Genomic DNA, 25668 nt, shown 5'->3' with positions numbered 1-25668 from the left:
AACAATATTAAAATAAAGCCAAGATTCCTACGGAATGACAAAAAAACCGTTTAAGCTCTTTAAGAAACGGAATATTTTAAACCAAAAATTCAGATGAAACATTACCCATTTATCCTATTTTATCTTTTCTGCAATGCTTTTATTTATACGTTTCACGGGACTTTTTGGGTGTATCTGTTTTGTTTCTTGCTGTTTTCTGCGGTTGTTGTTTGGGGTTCTTTTGATATTGAATTAGGATATTTTGTCAACAGTATTACGCATAAAAGAACAAAAATCAAGGAAGTTGCATTGACTTTTGATGATGGTCCGACTGAATTAACTCCTGAGTTTTTAGATTTATTGAAAGAAAAAAATACCAAAGTAACATTTTTTTGCATCGGAAAACAGATTGAAAAATATCCTGAAACCTTTCAAAGAATCATTGCTGAAGGTCACACAATTGGAAATCACACTTATTCTCATTCGAATAACACCGGATTTTTATCAAGCTCAAAAATGATTGAGGAAATTGAAAAATGTGATGAAGTAATTTCTAAAATCGGGAATATTAAAACTAATTTTTATCGTCCACCTTTCGGAGTCACCAATCCGAATATTGCAAAAGCCATCAAAAAAACTCAGAAAAAAAGCATTGGCTGGAATGTACGTTCGCTTGATACAGTAATTGACGACGAAAAGAAAATCTATAACAGAATCACGAAAAATCTCAACAAAGGAAGTATTATTCTACTCCACGACACTTCGGAGAAAACCTACAACGTTTTGGTCGAATTATTGTTATTTTTGGAGCGTGAAAAGTATTCGACTTTCACGATGGATGATTTTTAAACCACAAAAGTTACAAAAGATTCAATTTTATTATTAAAGTTTAAATCTTCGATTGTAAAAGTTAACAAAATAGGAGATTTTAAAATCTTTTATGCTCTTTAAATAAAGAATATTAGCTTAAGAAGATGTAAAAACTTTTGTGACTTTTGTGGTTAAAACTAAAAAGTAAAAATAATGATTAAGAATATTGCTTTAGGCGCATTTTTATTAATTTCAAGCTTCGTTTTTGCACAAAATTCTGCGATGTCTTCTGCAGAAGCAAAAGCGTTTGTGACAAAAGTTTCTTCTGAAACCAAAGAAATCAAAACTTTGCAGGCAGATTTTACTCAAACCAAAAAATTGGATTTTCTGGACAAAAGCATTGTGACTTACGGAAAAATGTCTTTAAAATCCCCAAATTCACTGAGTTGGAAATACACAAAGCCTTATCAATACAGCATTGTTTTCAAGGACAACAAAATCTACATCAACGACCAGGGAAAAAAATCCTCTGTTGATGCAAAAAGCAAAACCTTTGAAAAAATCAACAAACTGATTGTCAGAAGCTCTAATGGACATATGTTCAACGACCCAGAGTTTGTAGTCAGATATTCTAAAAATAGTAATTATAACATTGCTACATTTCTCCCAAAATCCTCTCAATTATTGAAATACATTAAGCAAATCGAATTGCAATTCTCTAAAAACGAATCAACTGTTTCTCAGGTTAATATGACGGAAGCTTCGGGAGATACAACGAATATTGTTTTCAAAAACACAAAAATCAATGCGCCGATTTCTGCTTCCGAGTTTTCTTTATAGTTTGATTTTTTTGCTATTTGTTTCGTGCAAAACCTACGAATTAACAGACGTAAAATCGATTTCTAATTCTAAAACAACGGTTGAAAATCTCTATTTTTCGTCGAACGAAGATTATGTTTATAAATGTCAAATGGATATTTATAACAATCACGTTAGCGGGATTTTAATCATAAAAAAAATTAATCAAACCACTCATCGTGTCGCAATGACTTCCGATTTTGGAAACAAACTGATTGATTTTGAGCTTTCTGATAATGATTTCAAACTCAATTATGTTCTTCCTGATTTGGATAAAAAAATAGTCATTAATTTCTTAAAGAATGATTTTCAAAGACTTCTGAAAAGAGAATATCCTGTCACAGAAAGTTTTGAAGACGACAATTCTAAAATTTATCTTTCCAAAATCAATAATCAATCTTATTATTTGTTTTACAACAAAGACAATTCTCTATTGAAAAAAGTGGTTTACACGAAGAACAACAGAGAAAAAATCGATTTTACTTTTGATGCGAAAAAACATATCTTCGCAGATAGTATTGATTTACAGCACAAAGATTTTAAAATCAATATAAAACTCTTTCAAATCACGGATACCGAATGATTATGCAGAGCATTCTTAATGATTTTTACGCTGTTACCGCTCACGAAAAAACTGAAAAAGGTTTTAAGGCTAATATTACTTTAAACAAAAACCATCAAATTTTCAATGGCCATTTCCCTGGAAATCCAGTGACTCCAGGTGTTTGTATGATGCAGATTGTGAAAGATTTGACGGAAGAATTTACCAAGTCTAAACTCTTCCTAAAATCGGCTTCTAATGTGAAGTTTATGGCCATCATTAATCCAATCGAAACACCGGATTTGGTTTTAGAATTAGACATCAACGAGAACGAAGACGAAATAAAAGTAAAAAACACGACCACTTTTGGCGAAACTATTGCATTGAAATTATCAGTTACCTATAAAAAAATATAGTTATGAAACTGATGTTATCTCTTCTATTTGCAGCTTTCGTTATGTTCTTTCAAACTTCTGATTTGGAAGCTTTGAGAGACAGTTACGCAGTTGCCAATCAGTCCAAAGAAAATGCTAAAAACTTCATAGAAATTGCTGACAAAAAAAAATCTTCTGACCCTGTAATCTCTGGCTACAAAGCTGCAGCAAAAGTTTTGGAAGCAAAGGTAACAACAGACGGTAAAAGAAAAGCACTCGTAAAATCTGGAGCAAGCAATCTGGAAAGCCTAATAAAAAGTAATCCGAACAATACAGAACTTAGATTAATAAGATTAAGTGTTCAGGAAAATATTCCAAAAATTGTAGGTTACAATAAGAATCTTAAAGAAGATAAAGAATTCATCCTCAGCAATTACCGTAAGCAAAATTCTGCATTGAAAAGTTACATCAAGAAATTTGTTGCACAATCCAAAACAATGACCACTGCAGAAAAAGCGACTTTAAAATAATGACCATCCAAGAAGTTCAAAACGCCATTTCTGAAAAGAAAATCTGCATTTTAATTCCTACTTACAACAACGAAAAAACTCTGAAAAGAGTGATTGACGGCGTATTAGATTATACCGAAAGTATTATTGTGGTCAACGATGGTTCAACTGATTCTACCAATCAGATTCTTAGCAGTTATTCTCAAATTTCAATCTTTAGTTTATCTGAAAACAAAGGAAAAGGAAATGCACTTAAAATAGGTTTCAGGAAAGCAAAAGAATTAGGTTTTGATTTTGCCATCACCATTGATTCTGATGGGCAACATTATCCTGACGATATTCCAGTTTTTGTGGAAGCTTTGTTAGAAAAAAAAGAAGATGTTCTTCTGATTGGAAATCGAAATATGTCACAAGATGGAATCCCAAGAAAAAGTAGTTTCGGGAACAATTTTTCTAACTTCTGGTTTTGGTTTGAGACCGGAATCAAATTGGAAGATACACAATCCGGTTACAGACTTTATCCATTAAATAAAATTCCGAAAAAATATTTCACGCCAAAATTTGAATTTGAAATTGAAATCATCGTAAGAACTGCGTGGAGACACATTCCGGTTAAGAATGTTCCTGTAAAAGTTTTGTATGACCCTGCAGAAAGAGTTTCCCATTTTCGACCATTCAAAGATTTTACGAGAATCAGCATCCTGAATACAATATTGGTTTTCATTACTTTAATTTATATAATCCCTAGAAACTTCATCAGGAATTTCAAAAAAAAAAGTCTTAGAAAATTTATAAAAGAAGATGTTCTGGAAAGCGACGGAAGCAATTGCAACAAAGCTTTTTCTATTGCATTAGGAATTTTTTTCGGGCTTTCTCCGTTTTGGGGATTTCAGACTGCGCTGGTGATTTCTTTGTCTGTTCTTTTTAAACTGAACAAGGTTTTGGCATTTGTTGCATCTAATATCAGTTTACCCCCGTTTATTCCGTTTATTATCGCTGGTTCATTGTTTATTGGAGCACCGTTTGTGAGTGGAGAAAGTGATTTTCTGAATCACGATTTAGATTTCGAATTGGTAAAAAACAATCTGCTACAATATGTGATTGGGAGTTTTATTCTTGCGACTACTGTTGCCACAATTTTCGGATTGGGATTTTATTTTTTCCTGAATAAAGTGAATCCGGACAAACCTTAATTTAATTTCTTTAAGGTTTTCTTCAAGTATTTCTCTACATTTTCTTTATCTGGAACTGTTGTGATTTCCTTTGTCAATGCCATTTCAAATTCAACTTTAGCTTTAGAATATTCTTTTTGTTTAAAATAATATTTTCCGGCTTGATAATAAACCCACCAAAAATCTGGATTCAGAGATTGATAATAAGCAATCGAATCTTCGCTTAGCAAAACATTTTCATTTTCAATTGCATCATTCACTTCTACATTAATCATCTTATAGACTTCATAATTTTCAAATTCCTGAGAATCGACAAAAGGATCTTTTGCGATATTCAGTTCTGACTTGGCAAATTTTCCATTTTGCAAACGTTTATCAGAAAAGATTTCATTCAAATCATAACAGACAAATTCTCCCAACTGATAAGGATTTGAGGAAACCCAAACCAGTTTTTTCTCTGGCGAAAAAATTACAGCGTGATGTGCTAAAAGCTGATTAAGCGCTTTCTCATTTCCATAACCAATCTTCTCTCCTTTCAAGCCAGATTTATCTCGAAGAATCGAAGCCATTTTTTCCGGATTGAGTTTTGGATTTTCATCTAAAAGTTCCTGTAGTTTCTCATATCGATATTCCGAATGGCTTGCTACAATGTATTTTTGATTTCGTTTATCATTTTTGTAAGCTTCGGATTGAAAATGATTTGTACAAACCAATTTGCTTGAGTTTTCAACTTTATAAACGCCAAAATTATCTGGAGAAACTTCTATAATGATTGCATTTTTATCATTCGCACTTCCAACCAAAATCGATTCTGAGACAAAGACTTTTCGTTTTTTGGCAATCGCAATTGCTTCGTCAATATTTTTTGCAAACTGAAGAATTTCTCTTGTCACAAAAGAAATTGGCGTTTTTGCAGTTAATGGAATTTTAGATTTCCCTGCGTTGATTGTCACTGTAATGCCTTCTTTATTCATTCCGGAAACTACGCCAATCATTCCCGGCCAGCTTACGGACATATAAGGAATTCCGTTTTCCGTTTCTACAAATTCGATGAGTTTATTTTTAGCAAAATCATCGCCGACATAAAAATCAAAATTTCGCCCAATCAACAAATCGCCATCTTCCGTATTTTCATTCCAAACAGCCAAAGACGAACAGCCAACCATCATCAAATCCTGCATCGCGTGACCGATATCGTGAGCGCCGTGCAGATACATACTTCTCAAAAACTTAGGCGCAATAAAATTATATTTATCCGATGAATATTGAGATAATCCATACAATTCTGCCTGAAAATCGTCACGGACATTCAGATACATTTTACGATTATACCATTTTAAGAAACTTCGTAATAATTTTTGTTTGAATTTTGACGGAACAAAATCTTCAACCTTGGAAAAGAAAATCGCCTCCTGTTTCTGCATCAGATCTTGTGTCAATGCACCATTATTGTAACCTAACTGCAAAGGATTGCCTTTGATATAAAGCTCCCAAAGTTGCTGTTCATTTTTCGTTAAATAATTTTGATTAAAAATAAATGTCGAATCATTGATTTTGTTAACCTTCGGAATTTCAAGCGAATATTGACCGACTTCCGGAACGTGATGAATCGATTTGGAAATCCCACAAGAAGTAAGACTTAGAATTAATAAAAGATAAAATAAAACTTTTTTCATCAATCCTTATTTATAACTGTCATTAATCTATCGTCAATCAATTCTTTTCCCAAAATCTCCGAACAAGTGACAAATGCGCCAATCGTTACTCCCAAAATACCGTGCATATTAACGGTTTGACCTGTCAATAGAAGATTCGGAATTTTTGTTTTGGCAGAGAAAACGGTTTTCAACGGATTGTGAGAATCTTTTACATAACCGTAGATTCCGCCTTCGTAACAGCCGATATAATCACGATATGATAATGGACTTGAAGTATAAATCTCTTCTATCGAATCTAAAATATAAGGATGCTTTTCAGCCATTTTCTGAATCAGAATTTTAGCTTTTTCACTTTTAAATTCTTCGTATGCTTTACCTCTATCTTCGCTTTCAGCAACGGTATTTTGTGTTTTTTCCCATTCTTTAACCTCATCAAAATTCATATAAGCAAGAGCAGTAAGACTTTCGGCAAAATCTGGATTATGCTTGGATTGTGTGGCGGAAAGCATATACCATTCCGGCCAATTTTCAGCTGATGGAGAACTGGCATTCCAGACTTTTTCTATGGAAGAATAATTATAAAAGTTGCAATTGAAATAAGGTAATGAGTTTTCTTTCAATTTGATATAAACTGAAAAACAAGATACAACCGGTTCCAAATCATTGACACGATTGAGGTAAGATTTTTTCAGCTTATCTTCTCCTATTAGTTCAACTGTTCTTCGGATATCGATATTAGAAATAAACCGTTTTGCGAAGAATTGTTTCCCACATTTGGTTTCAACAGCTTTCAGATGATTTTCTTCGTTATAAATAAATTGGCAAACTTCAGAATGTTTATAAACTTCAGCACCATGTTTTCTGAGTTCTCTGATTAATAATTTTGTGATCTGACTTCCGCCATTAATGCATTTGAAAGCACTTTCGATATAAGAATTGACAGTAAGAGCGTGAACATACAAAGGCGTTTTCTCGCCAACTCCTGCATATAGAAAATTAGAACCTGCCAAAACAGCTCTCAACTTTTCGTTTGAAGTGACAGAATCTATAAAATCTTTGGCATTGGTATAGAGAATCTCGTCACTATACTTTTCTTTTCTGTAAAGGCTGTAACGTGAAAACTGAGCGCAAACCTCCTGAATTCCATCACAATACTTGATAATATTTTCTTTTTCTTCAGGGAAAAATTTGGAAAGTTGCTCCACGAAATTGTCATAATCTTGAGAATGTGGATACTCTAAATCATCATTATCGAAAGTGATTTTATCAAAGCCATTTTCGTCCAGTTTTTTCAGATTCAAACCGTTCATTATTCCGAGGTACGTGAAATATTGATTGAGATTTTGACCTTCTGACAAGCCACCTAAATAATGAACACCGGTATCAAAAATAAGTTTGTCTCTGGAAAAAGTCTGCAGATTACCACCATATTGATTATTTTTTTCCAATACGCAAACTTTCAGACCTTCTTTCGCCAAAATAAGCGCCGAAACAAGACCTCCTAAACCGCTTCCGATAACCAATATGTCGTATTCTTTTTCCAATGAGTTTAAAAAATAATTTCAACCACAAAAGATACAAAAGTTTATTAAAATTTAAGCTTAAAACTGTTTATTAAACACATTAAAATAATTAACAATATATTTTAAACGCAAAGTCTGCAAAGATTTTTTTGAAATTATTGAAAACATTTTTAAGGTTTGCAAAGGCGCATAGCTAAGCAAAGAATAAGAATTGATTAGTTGTACTTAAATCAATAATTTTCAAATTTTTTGAACTTTAGAAATGAGATATTATTTAATAAAATTTAGTGACAAAAGCTTTTGTATCTTTTGTGGTTAATCCGAATAATTAATCAATATCGTCCCAAAAGTCAAAGTAATTGAACCACTGAAGTGGATATTTTTTGAGCATCGTTTCCAGATTTTGAACGTAGGAATTGAGTAAGCCCTGAGAATCGCGGTTTTTGATGTTCTGAGCTAATCTTGCGTACAAGTGATAATGAAGATTTTTTTCCTTCATCACATAAACATAAACAACGGGAACACCCAGTCTGGATGCAATGAGAAATGGTCCGGCGGGAAATTTGGCAGTTTTACCTAGCAATTCTGCTTCAAGAAATTTGGACCCTTCGAAATAGCGATCGCCCGTGAAACAAATCAATTCGTTGTTTGACAAAGCCTGATTGATGTCGAAAATGTGCGACATATCGTCTTTGACATAGATGAATTTGATATTGCTTTTTTTAATTGCAACGCTATCCAAGTATTCTTTTATGATGGTTACTTCCTGATCTGTAGTAACTAAATTAATCTGTGCATCAAAATCGATATCTGCAAAAAAGTGCTCTGCAATCTCAAAATTACCGATATGTGCACTAATCAAAACGCCTCCCTTTTTTTCGTTAAGAAGGTTTTTGAGATTTTCTATTCCGTCAAATTCATAAGTAAATCGGTTTCGTAAACCTACTGAAATGGCCGTTTTATCAATCAAAACTTTCCCGAAAACAAAGTAGCTTTTGAAAACAGACAGCTTCGATTTCCAGAAACTATAACCTAATCTTTTTGTGAAATAGTAAGAGATGTATTGGTTGCTCTTCTTAAGAAACAAGAAGTAATAAGTTGCTACAAAATACAGTACAAAATATGAACTGCGGACGCCAAGATTCTTGATGCTCCAAACGAAAATCCTGTAACCGAGTATCGTTCCTTTGGATTTACCTTTCCACTTGTTCATATAATGATGTTTACCAATTGATCCGAAATATTGGTATATCGTTGAATTTATTAATTATGCTACTTTTTCAGAAATTTTGGTTTCTATTGTATCATAAAAATCATCGAAAGTAACAACTTTTTTGAAGTCGGCTTCGCCTAATTTCACACCGAAATTAGACTCAATCACAACGACCATATCGATATAGTCCAGACTGTCTAAGCCCAGTGTTTCCTTAAAATTGGCATCGTTAACGATATCATCGCGATCGACTTCAAACTCATTGACAAGAAAATCATTAACAACCGTAACAATTTTTTCTCTTTCCATAGTGTTTTTAAACAAATTTTTTAACAATTAGTGACGAATTGGTTCCTCCAAAACCAAAAGAATTCGACAAAAATACGTCAATTTTTTGATTTTTTGTTTCTGAGATCAAATTTATCTTTTTTGCGTCATCGTCCGGATTTTCGAGATTGATATTCGGAGCGATAAAATCATTCTGCATCATTAGAATTGAATAAATAATCTCACTTGCACCAGCCATCCAACACTCGTGGCCTGTCATTGATTTGGTGGAACTTACAGGAACTTCGTTTCCGAAAATCTCGTAAATCGCTTTTGCTTCGTTGGCATCTCCCAAAGGTGTAGAAGTTGCGTGAGCATTAATATAATCAATGTCTTTTGCCGTTAATCCAGCTTGATTCAGAGACCTTTCCATTGCCAAAGCAGGTCCATCAACATTAGGTGTAGAAATGTGTCTGCCGTTGGAAGAAAATCCATAACCAGCGATTTCCGCAATGATGTTTGCACCTCTTCTTTGTGCAGATTCCAGACTTTCAACAATCAAAGTTGCAGCACCGCCGCTTGGAATCAATCCATCTCTACCGGAATCAAATGGTCTTGATGCTTTTTCCGGCTCATCTTCTCTTACAGAAAAAACACCTAAACCGTCAAAACTTGCCATTGAAAATTTGTTGGTTTCCTGTGCTCCTCCACACACAACCATATCTTGTAATCCATTCTTAATCAAAAAGTAAGCTAATCCTAAAGAATGTGATCCACTTGCACAAGCTGCGCTGATTGTCAAATTAATTCCTCTTAATTTAAAAATTGTGGAAAGATTCATTGTGACAGTGGAATTCATAGATTTGAAAATCGCACCGGAACCCATTAATTGTGTGTCTTTCTTTTCTCTTACAATATCCGTCGCCTCTATAACAGCCTGAGAAACACTATCATTGCCATAAAGAATTCCAACTTCATTTTGATCCAAGAAATCTTGTTCTATTCCAGCTTGTTTTAACGCATCAATCGTTGCTAAGTAAGCATATTCGCTTTCTTCACCCATACTGATGCGCTGTCTTCTGTTGAGAAGACTTTTGAGTTCAGGTTTTGGAACTTGACCTGTTAAACCAGACCGGTAACCAAATTCCTTTCTATCTTGGTCCAGAACGATTCCCGATTTCCCTTCGTAAAGTGATTCTTTGACCTCATCCAAAGAAATCCCAATGCAGGAATAAATTCCCATTCCGGTAATTACAACTCTGTTTTCCATTTGTAATTAGTTTTACTTATAATTTTATTATGAGTAAATTCCTCCGTTAATATTAATCACTTCACCTGTAATGTAAGATGCCTTTTTTGATGCTAAAAATGCTACCAAATCTGCAACTTCCTCCGCTTCACCAAATCGGTTTGCAGGAATCATAGCTTTCAATTCATCTTCATTAAAATCCTGAGTCATATCGGTTTTGATGAATCCAGGTGCAACAGCATTCACTGTAATATTCCTTTTAGCAATTTCCTGAGCCAAAGCTTTAGTCGCTCCAATCACAGCTGCTTTTGCTGCAGAATAATTGGTTTGTCCCGCTGTTCCTTTTACTCCAGAAACCGAAACCATATTGATGATTCTTCCATATTTGTTACGCAACAACTTCTGAATAAAGAAATTAGTCACATTGAAAAATCCGTTCAGACTTGTATTGACAACATTGTTCCAATCCTCGTGTTTCATCCACATAAACAACCCGTCTCTTGTGATTCCAGCGTTATTTACGATAACTTCAACAACAGAATTAGGATTTTTTTCCTGCCAATCGCCCAGAACTTTTTGAGTTTCTTCAGCGTTTCCTACATCAAATTTAAGAATTTCACCGGTAGAACCCAATTCCTGAACTTTAGCCAAGGTTTCTTCTGCAGCAGATTGATTAGATGTATAATTAATCAAAATATGATAGTTTTTTTCTTCTGCCAATTTTAGACAAATAGCTCTACCAATTCCTCTGGAACCGCCGGTTATAATTGCACACTTCATCTGGTAATCTTTAGGTTGTCTTTAAATATGTTTTCACGTTCTCCAAATACGGATACATTACCATATCATCGGAAAAAGCAGGAATTATTTTTCTCACTTCATTATACAATTCTTTAGTTGAAGATGAAATCTTATCCTGAAAACCAAGATATTCAATAGCTTGAACAATTGTAATCAGTTCAATCGCTAAAACTTCAAAAGCATTTTCGATGACTTTTCTGCAAATTACCGCAGCATTGGTTCCCATACTTACAATATCCTGATTATCATTATTATTAGGAATACTGTGAACATACATCGGATTTGACAACATTTGGCTTTCCGCAGTCGTAGAAGTTGCTGTGAACTGAACACCTTGCATCCCAAAATTAAAACCTAATTTCCCCAGATTCACAAACGGAGGAAGAATTTCATTAATTTTAGAATTCAGAAGATAATTTAATTGTCTTTCGGCAAGCATTGTCAGTTTTGTCACAACAATTTTCAGTTTGTCCATTTCGAGAGAAATATAATCGCCGTGGAAGTTACCTCCGTGATAAACGTGCTGGTCTTCAACATTGATGATTGGATTGTCATTCGCTGAATTAATCTCGTTTTCCAACACTTTTTCTGTGTATTCCAGCGTATCCAAAACAGGTCCTAAAATCTGCGGAACACATCTGATTGAATAATATTCCTGAACTTTTTCTTTGAAAACTTTATCCTGCTCTTCAAAATGTGTGTAAAGATGGTCAGCTCTTTTTCTTACCAATTTGCTATCAGCCAAATGTGCTCGCATTTTTTCAGCAATTTTCTGCTGACCAGCGTGAAGTTTTGTTCCATTAAGAGCTTCTGACAAATGGTCATCATACGCCTGAACAATCTCATTAATAGCGCAAGAAAGCTTAATTGAAATTTCGGTTAATTGATTGGCTTTGTGCGCATTTACAATCCCAATTCCTGACATCACAGAAGTTCCGTTCATCAAAGCCAAACCTTCGCGAATTTCAACATTGATTGGTTCAAGATTTTCAATCTCAAAAACTTCTTTCGTTGATTTTCTTTCACCTTTATAAAACACTTCACCTTCGCCAATTAAAACCAAAGCCAAATGTGCCAACTGAACCAAATCGCCACTAGCACCAACACCACCGTGTTCGAAAATCAATGGTGTAATATTTCTATTAATCAATTCTTTAAGCAAATTAACAACAGAATTGTGAACACCAGAATGTCCCAACGACAAAGTATTAAGTCTCGCCAACATACAAGCTTTAACTTCATCCGCAGGCAAAGGATTTCCAATACCTGATGAATGACTTCTTATTAGATTATATTGAAGCTGATGTGTATCCTGATCATTGATTTTGAATTGTGCCATTGGTCCAAAACCAGTGTTCACGCCATAAATCACTTTATTTTTTGAAAACTCTTTCAGAAATTGGAAACTTGCGTTCACTCTTTGCAAAAGCGTATCGTCCAATTCTATTTTTTGGTTCTCGATGATTATCTTTTGGAAATCTTGAATATTTAAATGGTTGCTAATTTTCATTAATTGAAGTAATAAAATACAAATTTGTAATATATTTAAATATTTGTGATTAATTTTGCGCAAAGATAAAAGTTTTATTATACAAATGAGTAAAGAATTTGTTGATGTTCTAGTTATTGGCGCTGGACCTTCGGGTTGTGTTTCCTCTGCTTTTCTAAAAAAAAACAACATCAATGTCAAAGTTGTCGAAAAAACAAAATTCCCAAGAATTGTTGTTGGCGAGAGCTTAATTCCAAGAGTAATGGATCATTTTGATGAGGCTGGACTCTTTCCTGCACTCGATAAAATGGGATTTGAAAAGAAATTGGGCGCACGTTTTATGCGAGGCGATGAAGTTTGTATTTTCGATTTCAGTAACAAATTTGGAGAAGGTTGGGACTGGACTTGGCAAGTTCCGAGAGCAGATTTTGACAACACCTTAGCTCAAGAAGTGATTAATAAAGGAATCGATTTGGAATTTGAAACCGAAGTTGTCGGGATTGAATTTAATGGAACAGATTCTATCACCACTGTTAAAACAAAAGATGGCGAGACAAAAGAAATTCACGCCAAATTTGTAATTGATTCTAGCGGTTACGGACGCGTTTTACCGAGATTATTAGATTTAGAAAAACCTTCGAAACTATCTCCGCATTCAGCGATTTTTTCTCACGTTAAAGATATTAATCGTGAAGAAGGTGTGGAAGGAACTTTAATCTCATTTGATATTATAGAAACCGAAGTTTGGCTTTGGGTAATTCCTTTTTCTGACGGCAATACAAGTTTAGGAATCGTTGGACCAACTGAATATATCGACAAACTTTCTGAAAATGGCGACACTGCAGAAGCTTTGAGAAAAGCCATTTCTCTTTCAGATTATTATGTTAAACGTTTTGGTGATGTAGAATTTTTGTTTGAACCGAGACATTTGAAAGATTATTCTTGCTCTGTAAAAAGTTTATTCGGTGACGGATTTGCTTTGACTGGAAATGCTTCAGAATTCCTTGACCCAGTTTTCTCATCAGGAATGGCTTTCGCTACAGAATCCGGAATGTTAGCTGCAAAATTAGCTTTAAGACAACTCAACGGAGAAACGATTGATTGGCAAAAAGAATATTCGGATTACATTTTATATGGCGTCAATGTTTTCACAACTTATGTAAAAGAATGGTACACGGGAAATCTTCAGGAGTTATTTTTCCATCAGCCGGAAAATCCAGATGTGAAAAGGAAAATCTGTGCAGTTCTAGCTGGTTATGTTTGGAACAAAAAGAATCCATTTGTGAGATTACACGACTCTGCAGTAGTTAACCTTGCGAATTATATCAAAATAGAAAAGCTTGAACAACAATAAGAAAGACCGCGATTGGCGGTCTTTTTCATAAAGTGTAATTATTATTTTACTTTTTTATCAATCATATTAGCCAAGGTTTTAGCCGTTTTAGCATAACCCTCAGATATTCTGTCATTATTATTAGGAAGGCCAACAAAATTGTCTCCCGGCGCATTTTTACTATCAATCTCTAAAAGTACATTTGAAGGGTTCGATGTTTCCACAAATTTTAAATTCATACTTACTTTAGAAGGCTGATTCATCACACCGGCAAACCAACCTGGATATATCCAAACCGTTTGAGCAACAAGAGTATATTTAGCTTTTTTATTATTTACAGATGTTTTGATGTCTGTATTTTTATTCATAGAAGCCAAAAATTTATCAACAAACTGGGTATTTTTGGAATATTCCCAATCTTTTTTCCATTTTGTAAATTCTTCAGGATTTTTATTCGCTTTTTGGATATCCTTCTCCTGTTTAGCAATATAATCCGATTCATCCATGTTTTCCTTATAGAACTTCATTTGGCTGTAATCCATTTGTAGATTTAGCTCTTTTTGCCCTTTAAGAAAATCAAAATTTCCAGATATGACTTTCATTTTTTGTGACATTACAAAAGTCGACACAGATACCAATCCTAGTAATAAGAGTTTTTTCATAGTTTTTATTGAGTATAATTTTTATGGTCGTAAATCTATAAAATTAATTGGTTTTCGACTGATTGGATTAAAGACAATTTTTGATAAAACTTCAAAATCCAAAACTTCTATTTTCGGGCTTACTCTAAGTTTTGCGCGGAAATGATCTCTGACATCATTTACACAATTCTCATCTTCATTATCCGTACTTAGTTTAATAATAATTTCATCCAGACCAATTTCATCCGACTGAATAACGATTTGATAACACAGAATATTATTAAAATCATTCAAAATATCATTCATCGCTGGTGGATAAAGCGTTGTCCCTTTATACTTTATCATTTGTTGTTTTCTTCCGACAACAGGTCCTAATCGCATTGTGTTTCTGCCACATTGGCAAGGTTCGTAATGTGCTTTAACCAAATCTCCTGTTTTAAATCTTAATAATGGAATAGCTTCAACACCCAAAGTTGTAATCGTTAATTCTCCACTTTCGCCTTCTTGTACAGGATTTCCGTTGTCATCAAGAATTTCTGTGATAATCAATTCAGGATGATGATGTCCTCCGATTTGGAATTCACATTCTGTAAAAGCCGTGCTCATTTCGGTAGAAGCGTAAGTCGAGAAAAGTTTAATACCCCATTTTTCTTTGATTTTTTTTGAAAGAATATTATCTGTGAAATCTTGATTTTTAAGTCCTTCTCCAATACAAATCGCACCGTAAACACTGGAATTTTTGTAATCTAATCCGTGTTTTTCAGCATAGTCTATCATTTTCAAAAGAAACGAAGGAACCGTTATTAAATATTTAGGCTTATATCTCAAAATCGAGTCCCATTGCAATTCAGGAATACCAGGCCCCATTCTCACAACACTTGCTCCCATTTTTCTGAGTCCAAGAAAATAAGCCAGACCCGCCATAAATCTTTTATCAATCGTTGTAATCATCTGCACAACATCACCTTTTTGAACGCCTGCGCAAGCAAAAGAAATCGCTTCGTTATAAGCCAATCTTTCGAGGTCATTATCAGACAATCCAAAAGTTACCGGGTCACCCAAAGTTCCGGAAGTTGTGCTGTAATCGACAATCTTATCCAATGGAACGCAGAAAAAATTGTGATTATGTTGTTGCAAATCATTTTTAGAAGTCGTCGGGATATTCTGCAAATCTTCTAGAGTCTTGATATCATTAATATCAATAAGATTTTCTTTGAATAATTTCTGATAAAAAGGAGAATATTTTTCCAAGTAAACCAAAAGCTCTTTCAGTTTTGATTCTTGAAATTGTTGGATTGTATCTCGGCTGAATGTTTCGATTTTTGGGTATAGTTCCAAGGATTCTAATTTTAGTCACAAATTTATAAAACATAATACAATTTTATAATTCTGAATTTGAAGTTTTTATCATTCAGAAACACTATAAAATATGCTTTAAAAATCGACAAAAATCACTAAATTCGCAAACTTAATCCATCAGAAACAGATTTGACACATTTACAATGAGCAAGTTTACCGAATATAAAAACCTTAATCTTACCGAAACTGCCAAAAACGTTGCAGAATTCTGGAAAAACAATGACACTTTCAAAAAATCCGTAGAACTTCGTGAAGGACAACCGGAGTTTGTTTTTTATGAAGGACCGCCTTCCGCTAACGGAATGCCGGGAATTCACCACGTGATGGCAAGAGCAATTAAGGATATTTTTTGTCGTTTCCAGACTCAGAATGGGAAACAAGTTTTCCGTAAAGCAGGTTGGGACACACACGGACTTCCTGTGGAATTGGGCGTTGAAAAAGAACTCGGGATCACCAAAGAAGATATCGGAAAAAAAATCACGATTGAAGAATACAACGAGGCTTGTAAAAATGCTGTAATGCGTTACACTGACGTTTGGAATGATATGACCGAGAAAATCGGGTATTGGGTTGACTTGGATAATCCTTACATCACTTACAAACCAAAATATATGGAAACGGTTTGGTGGCTTTTGAAACAAATCTATGATAAAGGTTTGATTTACAAAGGTTACACCATCCAGCCTTATTCTCCAAAAGCAGGAACAGGATTATCTTCTCACGAGGTTAATCAGCCTGGCGCTTATCGTGATGTTTCCGACACAACTGTTGTTGCTCAGTTCAAATCATTGTCTGAAACATTGCCTTCGTTTTTACAAGGATTTGGCGATGTTCATTTCTTGGCGTGGACGACAACGCCTTGGACTTTGCCTTCCAACACAGCTTTGACAGTTGGTCCAAAAATCGATTATGTATTAGTTAAGACTTTCAATCAATATACTTTTGAGCCTATTAATATTGTTTTGGCGAAAGCTCTAACTGGAAAACAATTCGGAAAGAAATATGTTGAAGGAACTGACGAAGATTTCACTAATTACACTTCTGAAAGCAAAACGATTCCTTATCAAATTTTAGCAGAATTCAAAGGTGCAGATTTGGTTGGAATTAAATATGAGCAACTTTTAGATTACGCAAAACCTTATCAAAATCCAGAAAACGCTTTCCGAGTGATTTCAGGAGATTTTGTAACGACAGAAGATGGAACCGGAATCGTACACACGGCTCCGACTTTTGGTGCTGATGATGCTAAAGTTGCAAAAGAAGCTACACCAGAAGTTCCACCAATGTTGGTTTTGGATGAAAACGAAAATCCAGTTCCATTGGTAGATTTGCAAGGTAAATTCTTATCAATTGTAAGCGATGAAATCTATGGTTTCGCTAACGAGTATGTAAAATCTGAATATCTGAATGATGACGAAAAGAACACAGAATTCAATATTCAAAAAGATAAATTAAAATCAATCATCTCGGATTTAAAAGTTTATTTGTCTGTTGATGAAAGGATTGCCCTTAAACTTAGAAAAGAAAATAAGGCTTTCAAAGTTGAGAAATACGTCCACAGTTATCCGCACAGTTGGAGAACAGATGAGCCTCTGTTATACTATCCATTGGATTCTTGGTTCATTAAAATGACGGATTTGAAGGACAGAATGTTTGACCTTAATGAAACCATCAACTGGAAACCAAAATCTACAGGTGAAGGACGTTTCGGAAACTGGTTGAAAAATGCCAATGACTGGAATCTTTCCCGTTCTAGATATTGGGGAATTCCGTTACCAATTTGGAGAACGGATGACAAAAAAGAAGAAAAAATCATCGGTTCTGTTGAGGAATTATACAACGAAATCGAGAAATCTATAAAAGCTGGTTTCCTAAAAGAAAATCTGTTCAAAGGATTCGAAATCGGAAATATGTCTGAGGAAAATTATGATTTGATTGACCTTCATAAAAATGTGGTTGACAAAATCATTTTGGTTTCTGATTCTGGAAAAGAAATGAAGCGTGAGAGCGACCTTATCGACGTTTGGTTTGATTCAGGCTCAATGCCTTATGCGCAATTGCATTATCCTTTCGAAAACAAAGAATTGGTTGATAATAACAATGCTTTCCCAGCAGATTTTATTGCAGAAGGTGTTGACCAGACTCGTGGTTGGTTCTATACTTTACACGCTATTGGAACTGCAGTTTTCGATTCTGTAGCTTATAAAAATGTAGTTTCCAACGGGCTGGTTCTTGACAAAAACGGACAAAAAATGTCCAAACGACTAGGAAATGCAGTTGATCCATTTGAAACTTTGGCAGTTTATGGACCAGATGCAACGCGTTGGTATATGATCTCCAATGCGAATCCTTGGGAAAATCTGAAATTCGATATTGAAGGAATTGACGAAGTGAGAAGAAAATTCTTTGGAACACTTTATAACACGTATTCTTTCTTTGCTTTATATGCGAATGTTGATGGTTTCAAATATCTTGAAAGCAACGTTGAAAATCGACCAGAAATCGACAGATGGATCTTATCTGAACTAAATCTTCTTATCAAAGATGTAAAATCTTTCTACGAAGATTATGAACCGACAAAAGCATCAAGAGCCATCAATACTTTTGTGAATGATAACTTGTCCAACTGGTACGTAAGATTATGCAGAAGACGTTTCTGGAAAGGCGATTACAGCGAAGATAAAATCTCTGCTTATCAGACTCTTTATACTTGTCTTGACACGATTACTAAACTTTCTGCACCGATTGCGCCATTCTTTATGGACCAATTGTTCCAGGACTTGAACAAAGTGACAGGCAAAGAATTGGTAAATTCTGTTCACTTGACAGATTTCCCTGTTGCAGACGAAAGTTTGATTGACCAAGATTTGGTTGAAAAAACACATTTGGCGCAACAAATCACATCGATGGTTTTCTCGTTAAGAAAAAAAGAAAATGTGAAAGTACGTCAACCACTTCAGAAAGTGATGATTCCTGTTCTAGACAAGAAAACTGAAGAGCAAATTTTGGCGGTTTCGGAATTAATCAAACAAGAAGTTAACGTAAAGGAATTACAGTTGATTAATGCAGAAGAAGCATCGCATCTCATTGTTAAACAGATCAAACCGAATTTCAAAACTTTGGGTGCAAGATTAGGAAAAGATATGAAAGCTGTTGCTGGAGAGATTTCGAATTTCAGTTCTGAGCAAATTGCTTCATTAGAAAAAGAAGGCAAAACTACAGTTTCCGGATACGAAATCACAACCGAAGATGTAGAAATTTCTACGAAAGACATCCCAGGATGGACGGTTGCTAGCGAGGGAAAAACCACTGTGGCATTAGATTTGATACTTACGGACGAATTGAAATCGGAAGGAATCGCAAGAGAATTCATCAATAGAGTTCAGAATCTTAGAAAAGAAAAAGATTTTGAATTAACAGATAGAATCTCAATCCAATTGGAAGAAGCTTGCCCTTTTAAAGGAGAACTTATTAACAATGAAGCATATATTTCTGCGGAAGTATTGTCGGATAAAATAGAATTTGTAAATTCACTTTCAGATTTTGATGAAATAGAGATAGATGAAGAAAAATTCAAAGTAAAAGTTGACAAAAAATAAACGATTTTTTACAATTGTTAAGAAATTGTGAATTGACACTTTAACTTTAAAAAAATTAAATTTTTATTTCTATTCTTGTTGAAAAATAAATTTAGAAAGCGTGGCTGCTAAAAAGTTAGAAAAGCCGAAAATAGAAATTTTGAACATTAAAAACGATGGAAATGGCCGACGAGAAATTAAGATATAGTGATGCAGATTTGCAAGAATTCAGACAATTAATTCAAGATAAAATAGACAAAGCAGAAAAGGATCTTCTTTTGATTAAAGAAAGTTTCATCAACGATCAAAACAATGGAACAGATGACACTTCACCAACTTTCAAAGCTTTTGAAGAAGGCGCAGAAACCTTGAGCAAGGAACAAAACTCAATTTTGGCAGGAAGACAGGAAAAATTTGTACGTGACTTAAAACACGCATTGATTAGAATCCAAAACAAAACTTACGGTATCTGCAGAGTAACAGGAAAATTGATACCAAAAGAAAGATTAAAAGCTGTCCCTCACGCGACTCTGAGCATCGAAGCGAAGAACATGCAACGATAAACAATTAATTATCAAAATATTAAGTCCGAGTTTCTGATTGCAAAAATTGGAAATTGGGACTTTTTTCTTATAATAAAATGACTTTAATTATTATTTTACTTTTGGTTGTAGCAATTGGATTTGTATTAATGAAAAACAAATCTGTGAAAAGCATCTTCACTCCAGAACAAAAATATTACACAATCGATGATGAGTTCAACGCCAAAAGGAAAGATAGAGAAAATGAAATTGACCAACTACTAAGCAAAATTGGAAAAAATGGGTTGGATGATCTCACAGAAAAAGAGCGCAAAAGACTGGACGAATTGTCTAAGAAGTAAGCAATTTGAATTACATTTGCAGAAATTTCCGGTTAAAAAAAATTAATTATTATTTTAAATTTAGAAAATGGAATCTATAATCGTACATACCAAAAACTCGATGGAGTTGACTGCGCTGAAAAGCGTCCTGAAAGATATGAACATCGAGTTTGAAAAATTTCACACAAAAAATAATTTTCACAATAAGAAAACGGTTCAGAAAATCAACGACAGAAAAGACAAGAAAATCACGAGAACACCTAAACCAAAAGGATTGTAATGAAGAAAAGAACAATTATAATACTCGTAATCTTACTTATTCTTATAATAGATCAGGCTTCTAAAATTTATGTAAAAACGCATTTTAATCTAAGCAGGTTCGAGAGTGATTCGGTTGAAATTTTCTCGTGGTTCAAGCTAACATTTGTAGAAAACCCAGGAATGGCTTACGGACTACATTTCGGAGGACTTTGGGGGAAATACGCTTTAATCATTTTGAGAGTAGGTTTAGCAATTGGAATGATTGTCTTATTTAAAAAATGGCTAAAAGAAGGCGCTTCCAATTATCTTCTCATTCCAATGGCAATGATATTCGCCGGTGCTATTGGGAATGTTTTTGATGGAATTTTCTACGGTGTTATTTTCGATAGCGGGACTTCCTACGATGCAGAAACTGGCAGATGGATAGGATACGATGGCGTTTCTAAACTCACGGCATTCGGACACGGTTATTCTAATCTAATGAAAGGTTGCGTGGTAGACATGTTACATTTTCCATTGGTCGACACCACATGGCCAGATTGGGTTCCTGTTCTTGGAGGAAACAGAATTGAGTTTTTCAAATATATTTTCAATGTTGCTGATAGTTCAATTACGATTGGTGCGTTATTCCTATATATTTTCAGAAAGAAAGCTTTCCCAAATGGTTTGGATTTTTAATTAAAACCAAAACACACAAATGAAAATTATTAAAAACTTAATCAAAATATTCCTGTTGCTTCTTGTGGCAGGATTTCTTTTTATCCTCTTCGCAAATTTCAGTATTAAAAAATACAGCAATGATTATATTTCTAATTATTTAGAAGAAGTTCCCACAGAAAAAACAGCTTTGGTTTTAGGAACAAGCAAAGCTTTGAGCAATGGTAATCCTAATTTATATTTTTCTTATCGTATAAAAGCGACTGCAGAATTGTACAAAGCTGGAAAAATCCAATATATCATTGTAAGTGGCGACAATTCTGTTGAAGGTTACAACGAGCCCGAAGAAATGAAAAACGACCTTGTTGCAGAGGGAATCCCTGCGGAGAAAATCTTTGAAGACTTTGCCGGATTCCGAACTTTGGACTCTGTAGTAAGAGCAAAAGAGATTTTTGGACAAAATTCTTACATCATTATTTCTCAAAAATTCCATAATGAAAGAGCTGTATTTCTTGCCAGAAAATATGGAATCGAAGCTTATGTCTATAACGCAAAAGATGTTAACAAATATGCCGGACTGAAGACAAACCTTCGAGAATATCTTGCGAAGGCAAAGGTTTATGTGGATTTACTTTTCGGTGTAGAACCTAAATTTGGTGGAGATAAAATCTTAATCCCTTAGAAAAAACTTTCATTGTTTACAATTTACCGCCCGTCATATTTTGACGGGCTTGTTGTTTTTTGTCTTTTATTTTTGTAAAAAACATCAAACACTATAATTATGATAACACTTGTACTCCAAATCATTTTTAGAATGATCGACTTTTTCACTCAATTACTTTAATTTATAAATCACTAAATTTTAAAACTATGAAAGACTACAAAGTAGAATCTCTGATCTATTATTCAAAATTAACTTTGGATTCCTAACACATTGCAAAAAAATCCAAGGAAGATATCCAAGAAAAACGGGATGAATATGCGAAAAACGAATGTCATTTGGCAAATACAACTTTTACTAATTTTGGATTAATGATATATATTTATTTGTTCTTTGAAAAAGGTATTTAATATATTAAATCTATGGACTATAATTAAAAATTTTAAATATTCTTAATGCGTCTAAAAATGAGATAAAAGCTAAATTTTGTCTATTTTTGTAGAAATTAAAATTAAAAAATGTCTAGAATTTTAACCGGAATACAAGCCACCGGAACTCCACATTTGGGAAATCTTTTGGGAGCAATCATCCCCGCAATCGAATTATCAAAACAAGCAGGAAACGAATCTTTTCTTTTCATTGCCAATCTGCACTCTTTGACTCAGATCAAAGATGCAAAAGAGCTTAAACAAAATACTTATGAGATTGCTGCGGCTTGGCTTGCCTGCGGACTAGACACAGAAAAAACTTTTTTTTACAGACAAAGCGACATCCCAGAAACTTGCGAGTTATCTTGGCATCTGTCATGCTTTTTCCCTTATCAGAGGTTGACGTTAGCACATTCTTTCAAAGATAAGGCAGATAGACTTCAGGATGTGAATGCAGGACTTTTCACTTATCCAATTTTGATGGCTGCAGATATCTTGTTGTATGATGCAGAAGTAGTTCCTGTTGGAAAAGATCAATTACAACATTTGGAAATTGCTCGTGATGTAGCTTCCAGATTCAATAATCAAATGGGTGAAGTTTTGGTTTTGCCTCAAGCAGAATTGCAAGAAGACACAAAATATGTTCCTGGAACCGATGGACACAAAATGTCAAAATCCAGAGGCAATATCATCAATATCTTCTTACCTGAAAAAGAATTGAAGAAGCAAGTAATGAGCATCGAGAGTGATTCCAAATCTCTGGAAGAACCAAAAGATCCTTCTACTGATAAGACTTTTGCCATCTACGAACTAATTGCAACGCCAGAACAAACCGAGGAATTGAGAGCAAAATATCTTGCTGGAAATTATGGTTACGGGCATGCAAAAAAGGAACTTTTGGAGTTGATTTTAGTTCGATTTGCCAAAGAAAGAGAAACTTTCACTTATTATATGAATAACTTAGATGAGTTGGAAGCAAAACTACAGGAAGGCGCAGGAAAAACAAGAGCTATAGCTACTGAAACCATCAAAAGAGTTAGAGAAAGTTTGGGAATTTAATTCTGAACTTTAAAACCATAAAAAAACCTTTCAAGAGACTTTGAAAGGTTTTTCTTTTTATAAATATTTTTTGATTTCTGACAACTGTTTTACAAATTTCAAACCTTCTTCCAAAGGATTCTCATCCAAAACATCAAAGAAAATAACATCAATCCCAAAATTCTGCGCGCCTTTTACATCAGCAATCCAATCGTCTCCAATCATTAAGCTTTCTGATTTTTCAGCTTTTGCTAAATCTAAAGAATATTGAAAGATTTCTGGTCTTGGTTTTCTAATGTTCACAGAGTCTGCACTTGTAATCGTTTCGAAGAAATCAGAAATTCCGGATAAAATACATTTTCTCTCTGTAACTTCTTGGAATCCGTTGGAAATAATGTGCATTTTGTAACTCTTACCTTTTAAATAGTTCAACAAATCTAACGTGCCATCCACTAGTTCGTTATAATTGAGAATTTCGTCTAAGAAATGATGTTCAAAGTAATCTGCTAGAATCGCATCGTCAATTCCAAATTTCAGAAATGTATCATAAAAACGATGTTTTCTCAGATATTCTTTATCAATTTCGCCATCACGGATTTGTTCCCAAAGTCTTTCATTAATGATATGATATGTTGTATGGAACTCTTCAAAATCAATATTATACTTTTCTGAAATCTTCTGCTGTGAAAATAATTCTTTGATGGTCAAATACGCGTTCTTGCGATGATCCCAAAGTGTATTGTCCAAATCAAAAAAAATGTGCCTTACGTTTTTCATAAGGCACAAATCTAATCATTTTTGATCCACGTAGGAAAGTTCAAATCATAAAATCAATTATTAAAATCAAAAAAAATTCTAGTTTTTAGAAACCAAAATAGTTTTTCTATTTTTTATTTTCAATGTCTGAATATTTTTAGAATAATTCAGTAAAAAATCAATTACTTCTTTTTTAGGCATCAGAGCTTTTGTTGTTAAAGTGTCGTTTTTTTTCATAGGCTGACTTTTACAACAATAACGCCAAAAAAAAATCTTTATTATTATTTTGTCAAAATAATTTTATTTTCTTCCATTATTTTCCTCAAATTAATAAGTGCATACCTCACTCTTCCAAGCGTTGTATTGATACTCGTATCTGTATGATCTGCAATCTCTTTGAAGCTCAATCCATCAAAAAACCTCAGCTTAATAACCTCCTGTTGATTATCTGGTAGCATCACCAACATTTTTAGCAAATCCTCATTAATTTGATTATCAATTAATTTATCCTCAATATTATTTTCTGGTTCTTTGATAATATCAAAAATAGAAAATTCTTCATTTTCATAGGAAGTTTCTGAGATTTTAATATTCTTGGATTGCAACCTATAGTGATCTATTATTAAATTATGAGCTATGCGTTTTGCCCAAAGAATGAATTTGTTTTCTTCTTTGTAACGTCCTTCTTTAAGAGTAACAATAATTTTAATAAAAGTATCTTGGAAAATATCATTAGCTAGATCTTCGTCCATCAGCTTGTAATAGATAAAGCTGAAAAGATCTTTTTTGTATCTGCTAATCAATATTGCTAGTGCTTTTTCGTCACCATTTTGATATTGCAGGATTAGTCGGCTATCAGTTTGCGTTTGCATAATTTTACTTCTTTAATATAGAACCAAACAAATCATCAATTATATCAAATAATTAATTGGACTGTCTCGGTCGTTTTAATTTTTAATGAAGTAAATTTTTTCTATATGCTAAATTTTAATAGGTGTAAAAATAATAAAAAAGCAAAAACAAAATGTTAATGAATTGTTAAATTTATACTTTTCTTTAATTTGATTCAAATAATTTTAAAAAGTCAAATCATTTTACCATCACTAACGGGATATTTATTGTGAAATTGACATTAAGCCCTTTCAACTCTTTACCATTGATTCCTTTTTTATCTACCGAGAATCCATATCCTCCAGTCAAATCCAAAATCCCAAAAAGACTGAAACCAGCCTTTGGCGCAACATATTTGTTAGTGGCTTCTGCTCCTAAGATGAAATAATGAGCGTGGTAGAAATCAACATTTTTTTGAAAATTTAACAAAAAATCAGCATTCACTTTTGGCATTATAGCAAACTCATTATTTGCAGAACCCATCAAAGCTGATGCTCCAACACGGAAAAGAACATCGTCATTACTTAGAAAAAGTAATTTACCACCAACTTCTCCAAAACTTTGATTCTGATAAACATAACCAACATTGATGAATTTATGCATTGTCAATTGTGATTTTGCAAAACCACAAAAAGCCAACAAAAGAATGATTGTATATATTTTTGACTTCATTTTTTCTTAATCTTATTTACGACAAAAATAACAAAAGAGATTTATGGAATATGATTTAATCTAAAGAATGTGTAGAATCGTGACAAAA

Annotated in this window: 27 protein-coding genes; 14 read left to right on the top strand and 13 right to left on the bottom strand. The window is 33.7% G+C overall.

The annotated features are described in order from the left end of the window. Positions 1–93 precede the first annotated feature (93 nt). The 6 genes from DRF58_RS07330 to DRF58_RS07305 all read left to right on the top strand — a co-directional run bounded on the left by DRF58_RS07330 (position 94) and on the right by DRF58_RS07305 (position 4264). Positions 94–828 carry a polysaccharide deacetylase family protein gene (locus DRF58_RS07330; RefSeq protein WP_116034247.1) on the top strand — a complete coding sequence of 245 codons (735 nt, stop codon included), beginning with the start codon at positions 94–96 and terminating at the stop codon, positions 826–828. 174 nt (positions 829–1002) lie between these two features. Further along, positions 1003–1629 (top strand): LolA family protein, encoded by a 627-nt coding sequence (locus DRF58_RS07325; protein ID WP_116034246.1) that lies wholly within the window; start codon positions 1003–1005, stop codon positions 1627–1629. Then, a complete protein-coding gene (locus tag DRF58_RS07320) occupies positions 1595–2230 on the top strand; it encodes a hypothetical protein (RefSeq protein ID WP_116034244.1) in 636 nt (211 codons plus the stop codon). Before DRF58_RS07325 ends, DRF58_RS07320 begins: the two co-directional genes overlap by 35 nt. A 2-nt stretch (positions 2231–2232) precedes the next feature. Beyond that, complete coding sequence (locus DRF58_RS07315; RefSeq protein WP_116034325.1) at positions 2233–2604, top strand: 3-hydroxyacyl-ACP dehydratase; 372 nt, start codon at positions 2233–2235, stop codon at positions 2602–2604. 2 nt (positions 2605–2606) lie between these two features. Next, positions 2607–3092, top strand: coding sequence for a hypothetical protein (locus DRF58_RS07310; RefSeq protein ID WP_116034243.1), 486 nt, complete (start codon positions 2607–2609; stop codon positions 3090–3092). Further along, a complete protein-coding gene (locus DRF58_RS07305) occupies positions 3092–4264 on the top strand; it encodes a DUF2062 domain-containing protein (RefSeq protein ID WP_116034242.1) in 1173 nt (390 codons plus the stop codon). Before DRF58_RS07310 ends, DRF58_RS07305 begins: the two co-directional genes overlap by 1 nt. Here DRF58_RS07305 and DRF58_RS07300 read toward each other — a convergent pair. The 7 genes from DRF58_RS07300 to DRF58_RS07270 all read right to left on the bottom strand — a co-directional run bounded on the left by DRF58_RS07300 (position 4261) and on the right by DRF58_RS07270 (position 12464). Continuing rightward, a complete protein-coding gene (locus DRF58_RS07300) occupies positions 4261–5919 on the bottom strand; it encodes a C45 family autoproteolytic acyltransferase/hydolase (protein ID WP_116034240.1) in 1659 nt (552 codons plus the stop codon). The genes DRF58_RS07305 and DRF58_RS07300 overlap by 4 nt on opposite strands. Further along, positions 5919–7445: a phytoene desaturase family protein gene (locus DRF58_RS07295; protein ID WP_116034239.1), complete on the bottom strand. Its 1527-nt coding sequence runs from the start codon at positions 7443–7445 to the stop codon at positions 5919–5921. The genes DRF58_RS07300 and DRF58_RS07295 overlap by 1 nt, the downstream gene beginning before the upstream one ends. A 307-nt stretch (positions 7446–7752) precedes the next feature. Beyond that, positions 7753–8637 carry an LpxL/LpxP family acyltransferase gene (locus DRF58_RS07290; protein ID WP_116034237.1) on the bottom strand — a complete coding sequence of 295 codons (885 nt, stop codon included), beginning with the start codon at positions 8635–8637 and terminating at the stop codon, positions 7753–7755. Positions 8638–8691: 54 nt separating this feature from the next. Next, positions 8692–8946, bottom strand: a complete 255-nt coding sequence (locus DRF58_RS07285) for an acyl carrier protein (RefSeq protein ID WP_116034323.1) — start codon at positions 8944–8946, stop codon at positions 8692–8694. A 7-nt stretch (positions 8947–8953) separates the two neighbouring features. Next, on the bottom strand, positions 8954–10174 hold the full coding sequence (locus DRF58_RS07280; protein WP_116034236.1) for a beta-ketoacyl-[acyl-carrier-protein] synthase family protein: 1221 nt from the start codon (positions 10172–10174) through the stop codon (positions 8954–8956). A 27-nt stretch (positions 10175–10201) separates the two neighbouring features. Further along, a complete protein-coding gene (gene fabG / locus DRF58_RS07275) occupies positions 10202–10933 on the bottom strand; it encodes a 3-oxoacyl-ACP reductase FabG (protein ID WP_116034234.1) in 732 nt (243 codons plus the stop codon). 10 nt (positions 10934–10943) lie between these two features. Beyond that, positions 10944–12464, bottom strand: coding sequence for an HAL/PAL/TAL family ammonia-lyase (locus DRF58_RS07270; RefSeq protein WP_116034233.1), 1521 nt, complete (start codon positions 12462–12464; stop codon positions 10944–10946). 85 nt (positions 12465–12549) lie between these two features. Between DRF58_RS07270 and DRF58_RS07265 the strand changes: the two genes are divergently transcribed. Continuing rightward, entirely contained in the window at positions 12550–13797 is a 1248-nt protein-coding gene (locus tag DRF58_RS07265; RefSeq protein WP_116034231.1) for an NAD(P)/FAD-dependent oxidoreductase, read from the top strand. A gap of 41 nt (positions 13798–13838) precedes the next feature. Here the strand turns inward: DRF58_RS07265 and DRF58_RS07260 are convergent, their stop codons facing one another. Both DRF58_RS07260 and DRF58_RS07255 read right to left on the bottom strand, forming a co-directional pair. Beyond that, positions 13839–14438 (bottom strand): hypothetical protein, encoded by a 600-nt coding sequence (locus DRF58_RS07260; RefSeq protein WP_123902381.1) that lies wholly within the window; start codon positions 14436–14438, stop codon positions 13839–13841. Positions 14439–14459: 21 nt separating this feature from the next. After that, the gene (locus DRF58_RS07255; protein WP_116034228.1) at positions 14460–15755 is read right to left on the bottom strand and encodes a phenylacetate--CoA ligase family protein; all 1296 of its coding nucleotides are present in this window, start codon (positions 15753–15755) and stop codon (positions 14460–14462) included. A gap of 164 nt (positions 15756–15919) precedes the next feature. Here DRF58_RS07255 and ileS point away from each other — a divergent pair, with 164 nt between their 5' ends. From ileS to trpS, 7 genes are all read left to right on the top strand, one after another. Continuing rightward, positions 15920–19375 (top strand): isoleucine--tRNA ligase, encoded by a 3456-nt coding sequence (ileS, locus tag DRF58_RS07250; protein ID WP_116034227.1) that lies wholly within the window; start codon positions 15920–15922, stop codon positions 19373–19375. A 161-nt stretch (positions 19376–19536) separates the two neighbouring features. After that, positions 19537–19917: a TraR/DksA family transcriptional regulator gene (locus tag DRF58_RS07245; RefSeq protein WP_116034322.1), complete on the top strand. Its 381-nt coding sequence runs from the start codon at positions 19537–19539 to the stop codon at positions 19915–19917. Positions 19918–19994: 77 nt separating this feature from the next. Next, on the top strand, positions 19995–20237 hold the full coding sequence (locus DRF58_RS07240; RefSeq protein ID WP_116034320.1) for a DUF6576 domain-containing protein: 243 nt from the start codon (positions 19995–19997) through the stop codon (positions 20235–20237). Positions 20238–20304: 67 nt separating this feature from the next. After that, positions 20305–20496: a DUF2683 family protein gene (locus DRF58_RS07235; RefSeq protein ID WP_116034225.1), complete on the top strand. Its 192-nt coding sequence runs from the start codon at positions 20305–20307 to the stop codon at positions 20494–20496. Further along, complete coding sequence (locus tag DRF58_RS07230; protein WP_116034224.1) at positions 20496–21155, top strand: lipoprotein signal peptidase; 660 nt, start codon at positions 20496–20498, stop codon at positions 21153–21155. Before DRF58_RS07235 ends, DRF58_RS07230 begins: the two co-directional genes overlap by 1 nt. Before the next feature lie 19 nt (positions 21156–21174). After that, positions 21175–21816, top strand: coding sequence for a SanA/YdcF family protein (locus DRF58_RS07225; RefSeq protein WP_116034222.1), 642 nt, complete (start codon positions 21175–21177; stop codon positions 21814–21816). A 497-nt stretch (positions 21817–22313) separates the two neighbouring features. Next, positions 22314–23282: a tryptophan--tRNA ligase gene (trpS, locus tag DRF58_RS07215; RefSeq protein ID WP_116034220.1), complete on the top strand. Its 969-nt coding sequence runs from the start codon at positions 22314–22316 to the stop codon at positions 23280–23282. Positions 23283–23339: 57 nt separating this feature from the next. Here the strand turns inward: trpS and DRF58_RS07210 are convergent, their stop codons facing one another. From DRF58_RS07210 to DRF58_RS07200, 4 genes are all read right to left on the bottom strand, one after another. Next, positions 23340–24038: a YjjG family noncanonical pyrimidine nucleotidase gene (locus DRF58_RS07210; protein ID WP_116034219.1), complete on the bottom strand. Its 699-nt coding sequence runs from the start codon at positions 24036–24038 to the stop codon at positions 23340–23342. 78 nt (positions 24039–24116) lie between these two features. Further along, a complete protein-coding gene (locus DRF58_RS18500; RefSeq protein WP_168926411.1) occupies positions 24117–24254 on the bottom strand; it encodes a hypothetical protein in 138 nt (45 codons plus the stop codon). A 44-nt stretch (positions 24255–24298) separates the two neighbouring features. Then, positions 24299–24889 (bottom strand): RNA polymerase sigma factor, encoded by a 591-nt coding sequence (locus DRF58_RS07205; protein WP_116034217.1) that lies wholly within the window; start codon positions 24887–24889, stop codon positions 24299–24301. A gap of 217 nt (positions 24890–25106) precedes the next feature. Continuing rightward, positions 25107–25580: a hypothetical protein gene (locus DRF58_RS07200; RefSeq protein WP_116034216.1), complete on the bottom strand. Its 474-nt coding sequence runs from the start codon at positions 25578–25580 to the stop codon at positions 25107–25109. Between the last annotated feature and the right edge of the window lie 88 nt (positions 25581–25668).

The organism is Epilithonimonas hispanica (assembly GCF_003385395.1).
Taxonomy (GTDB): Bacteria; Bacteroidota; Bacteroidia; order Flavobacteriales; family Weeksellaceae; genus Epilithonimonas; species Epilithonimonas hispanica.
This window is presented reverse-complemented; position numbering and strand designations above follow the sequence as displayed.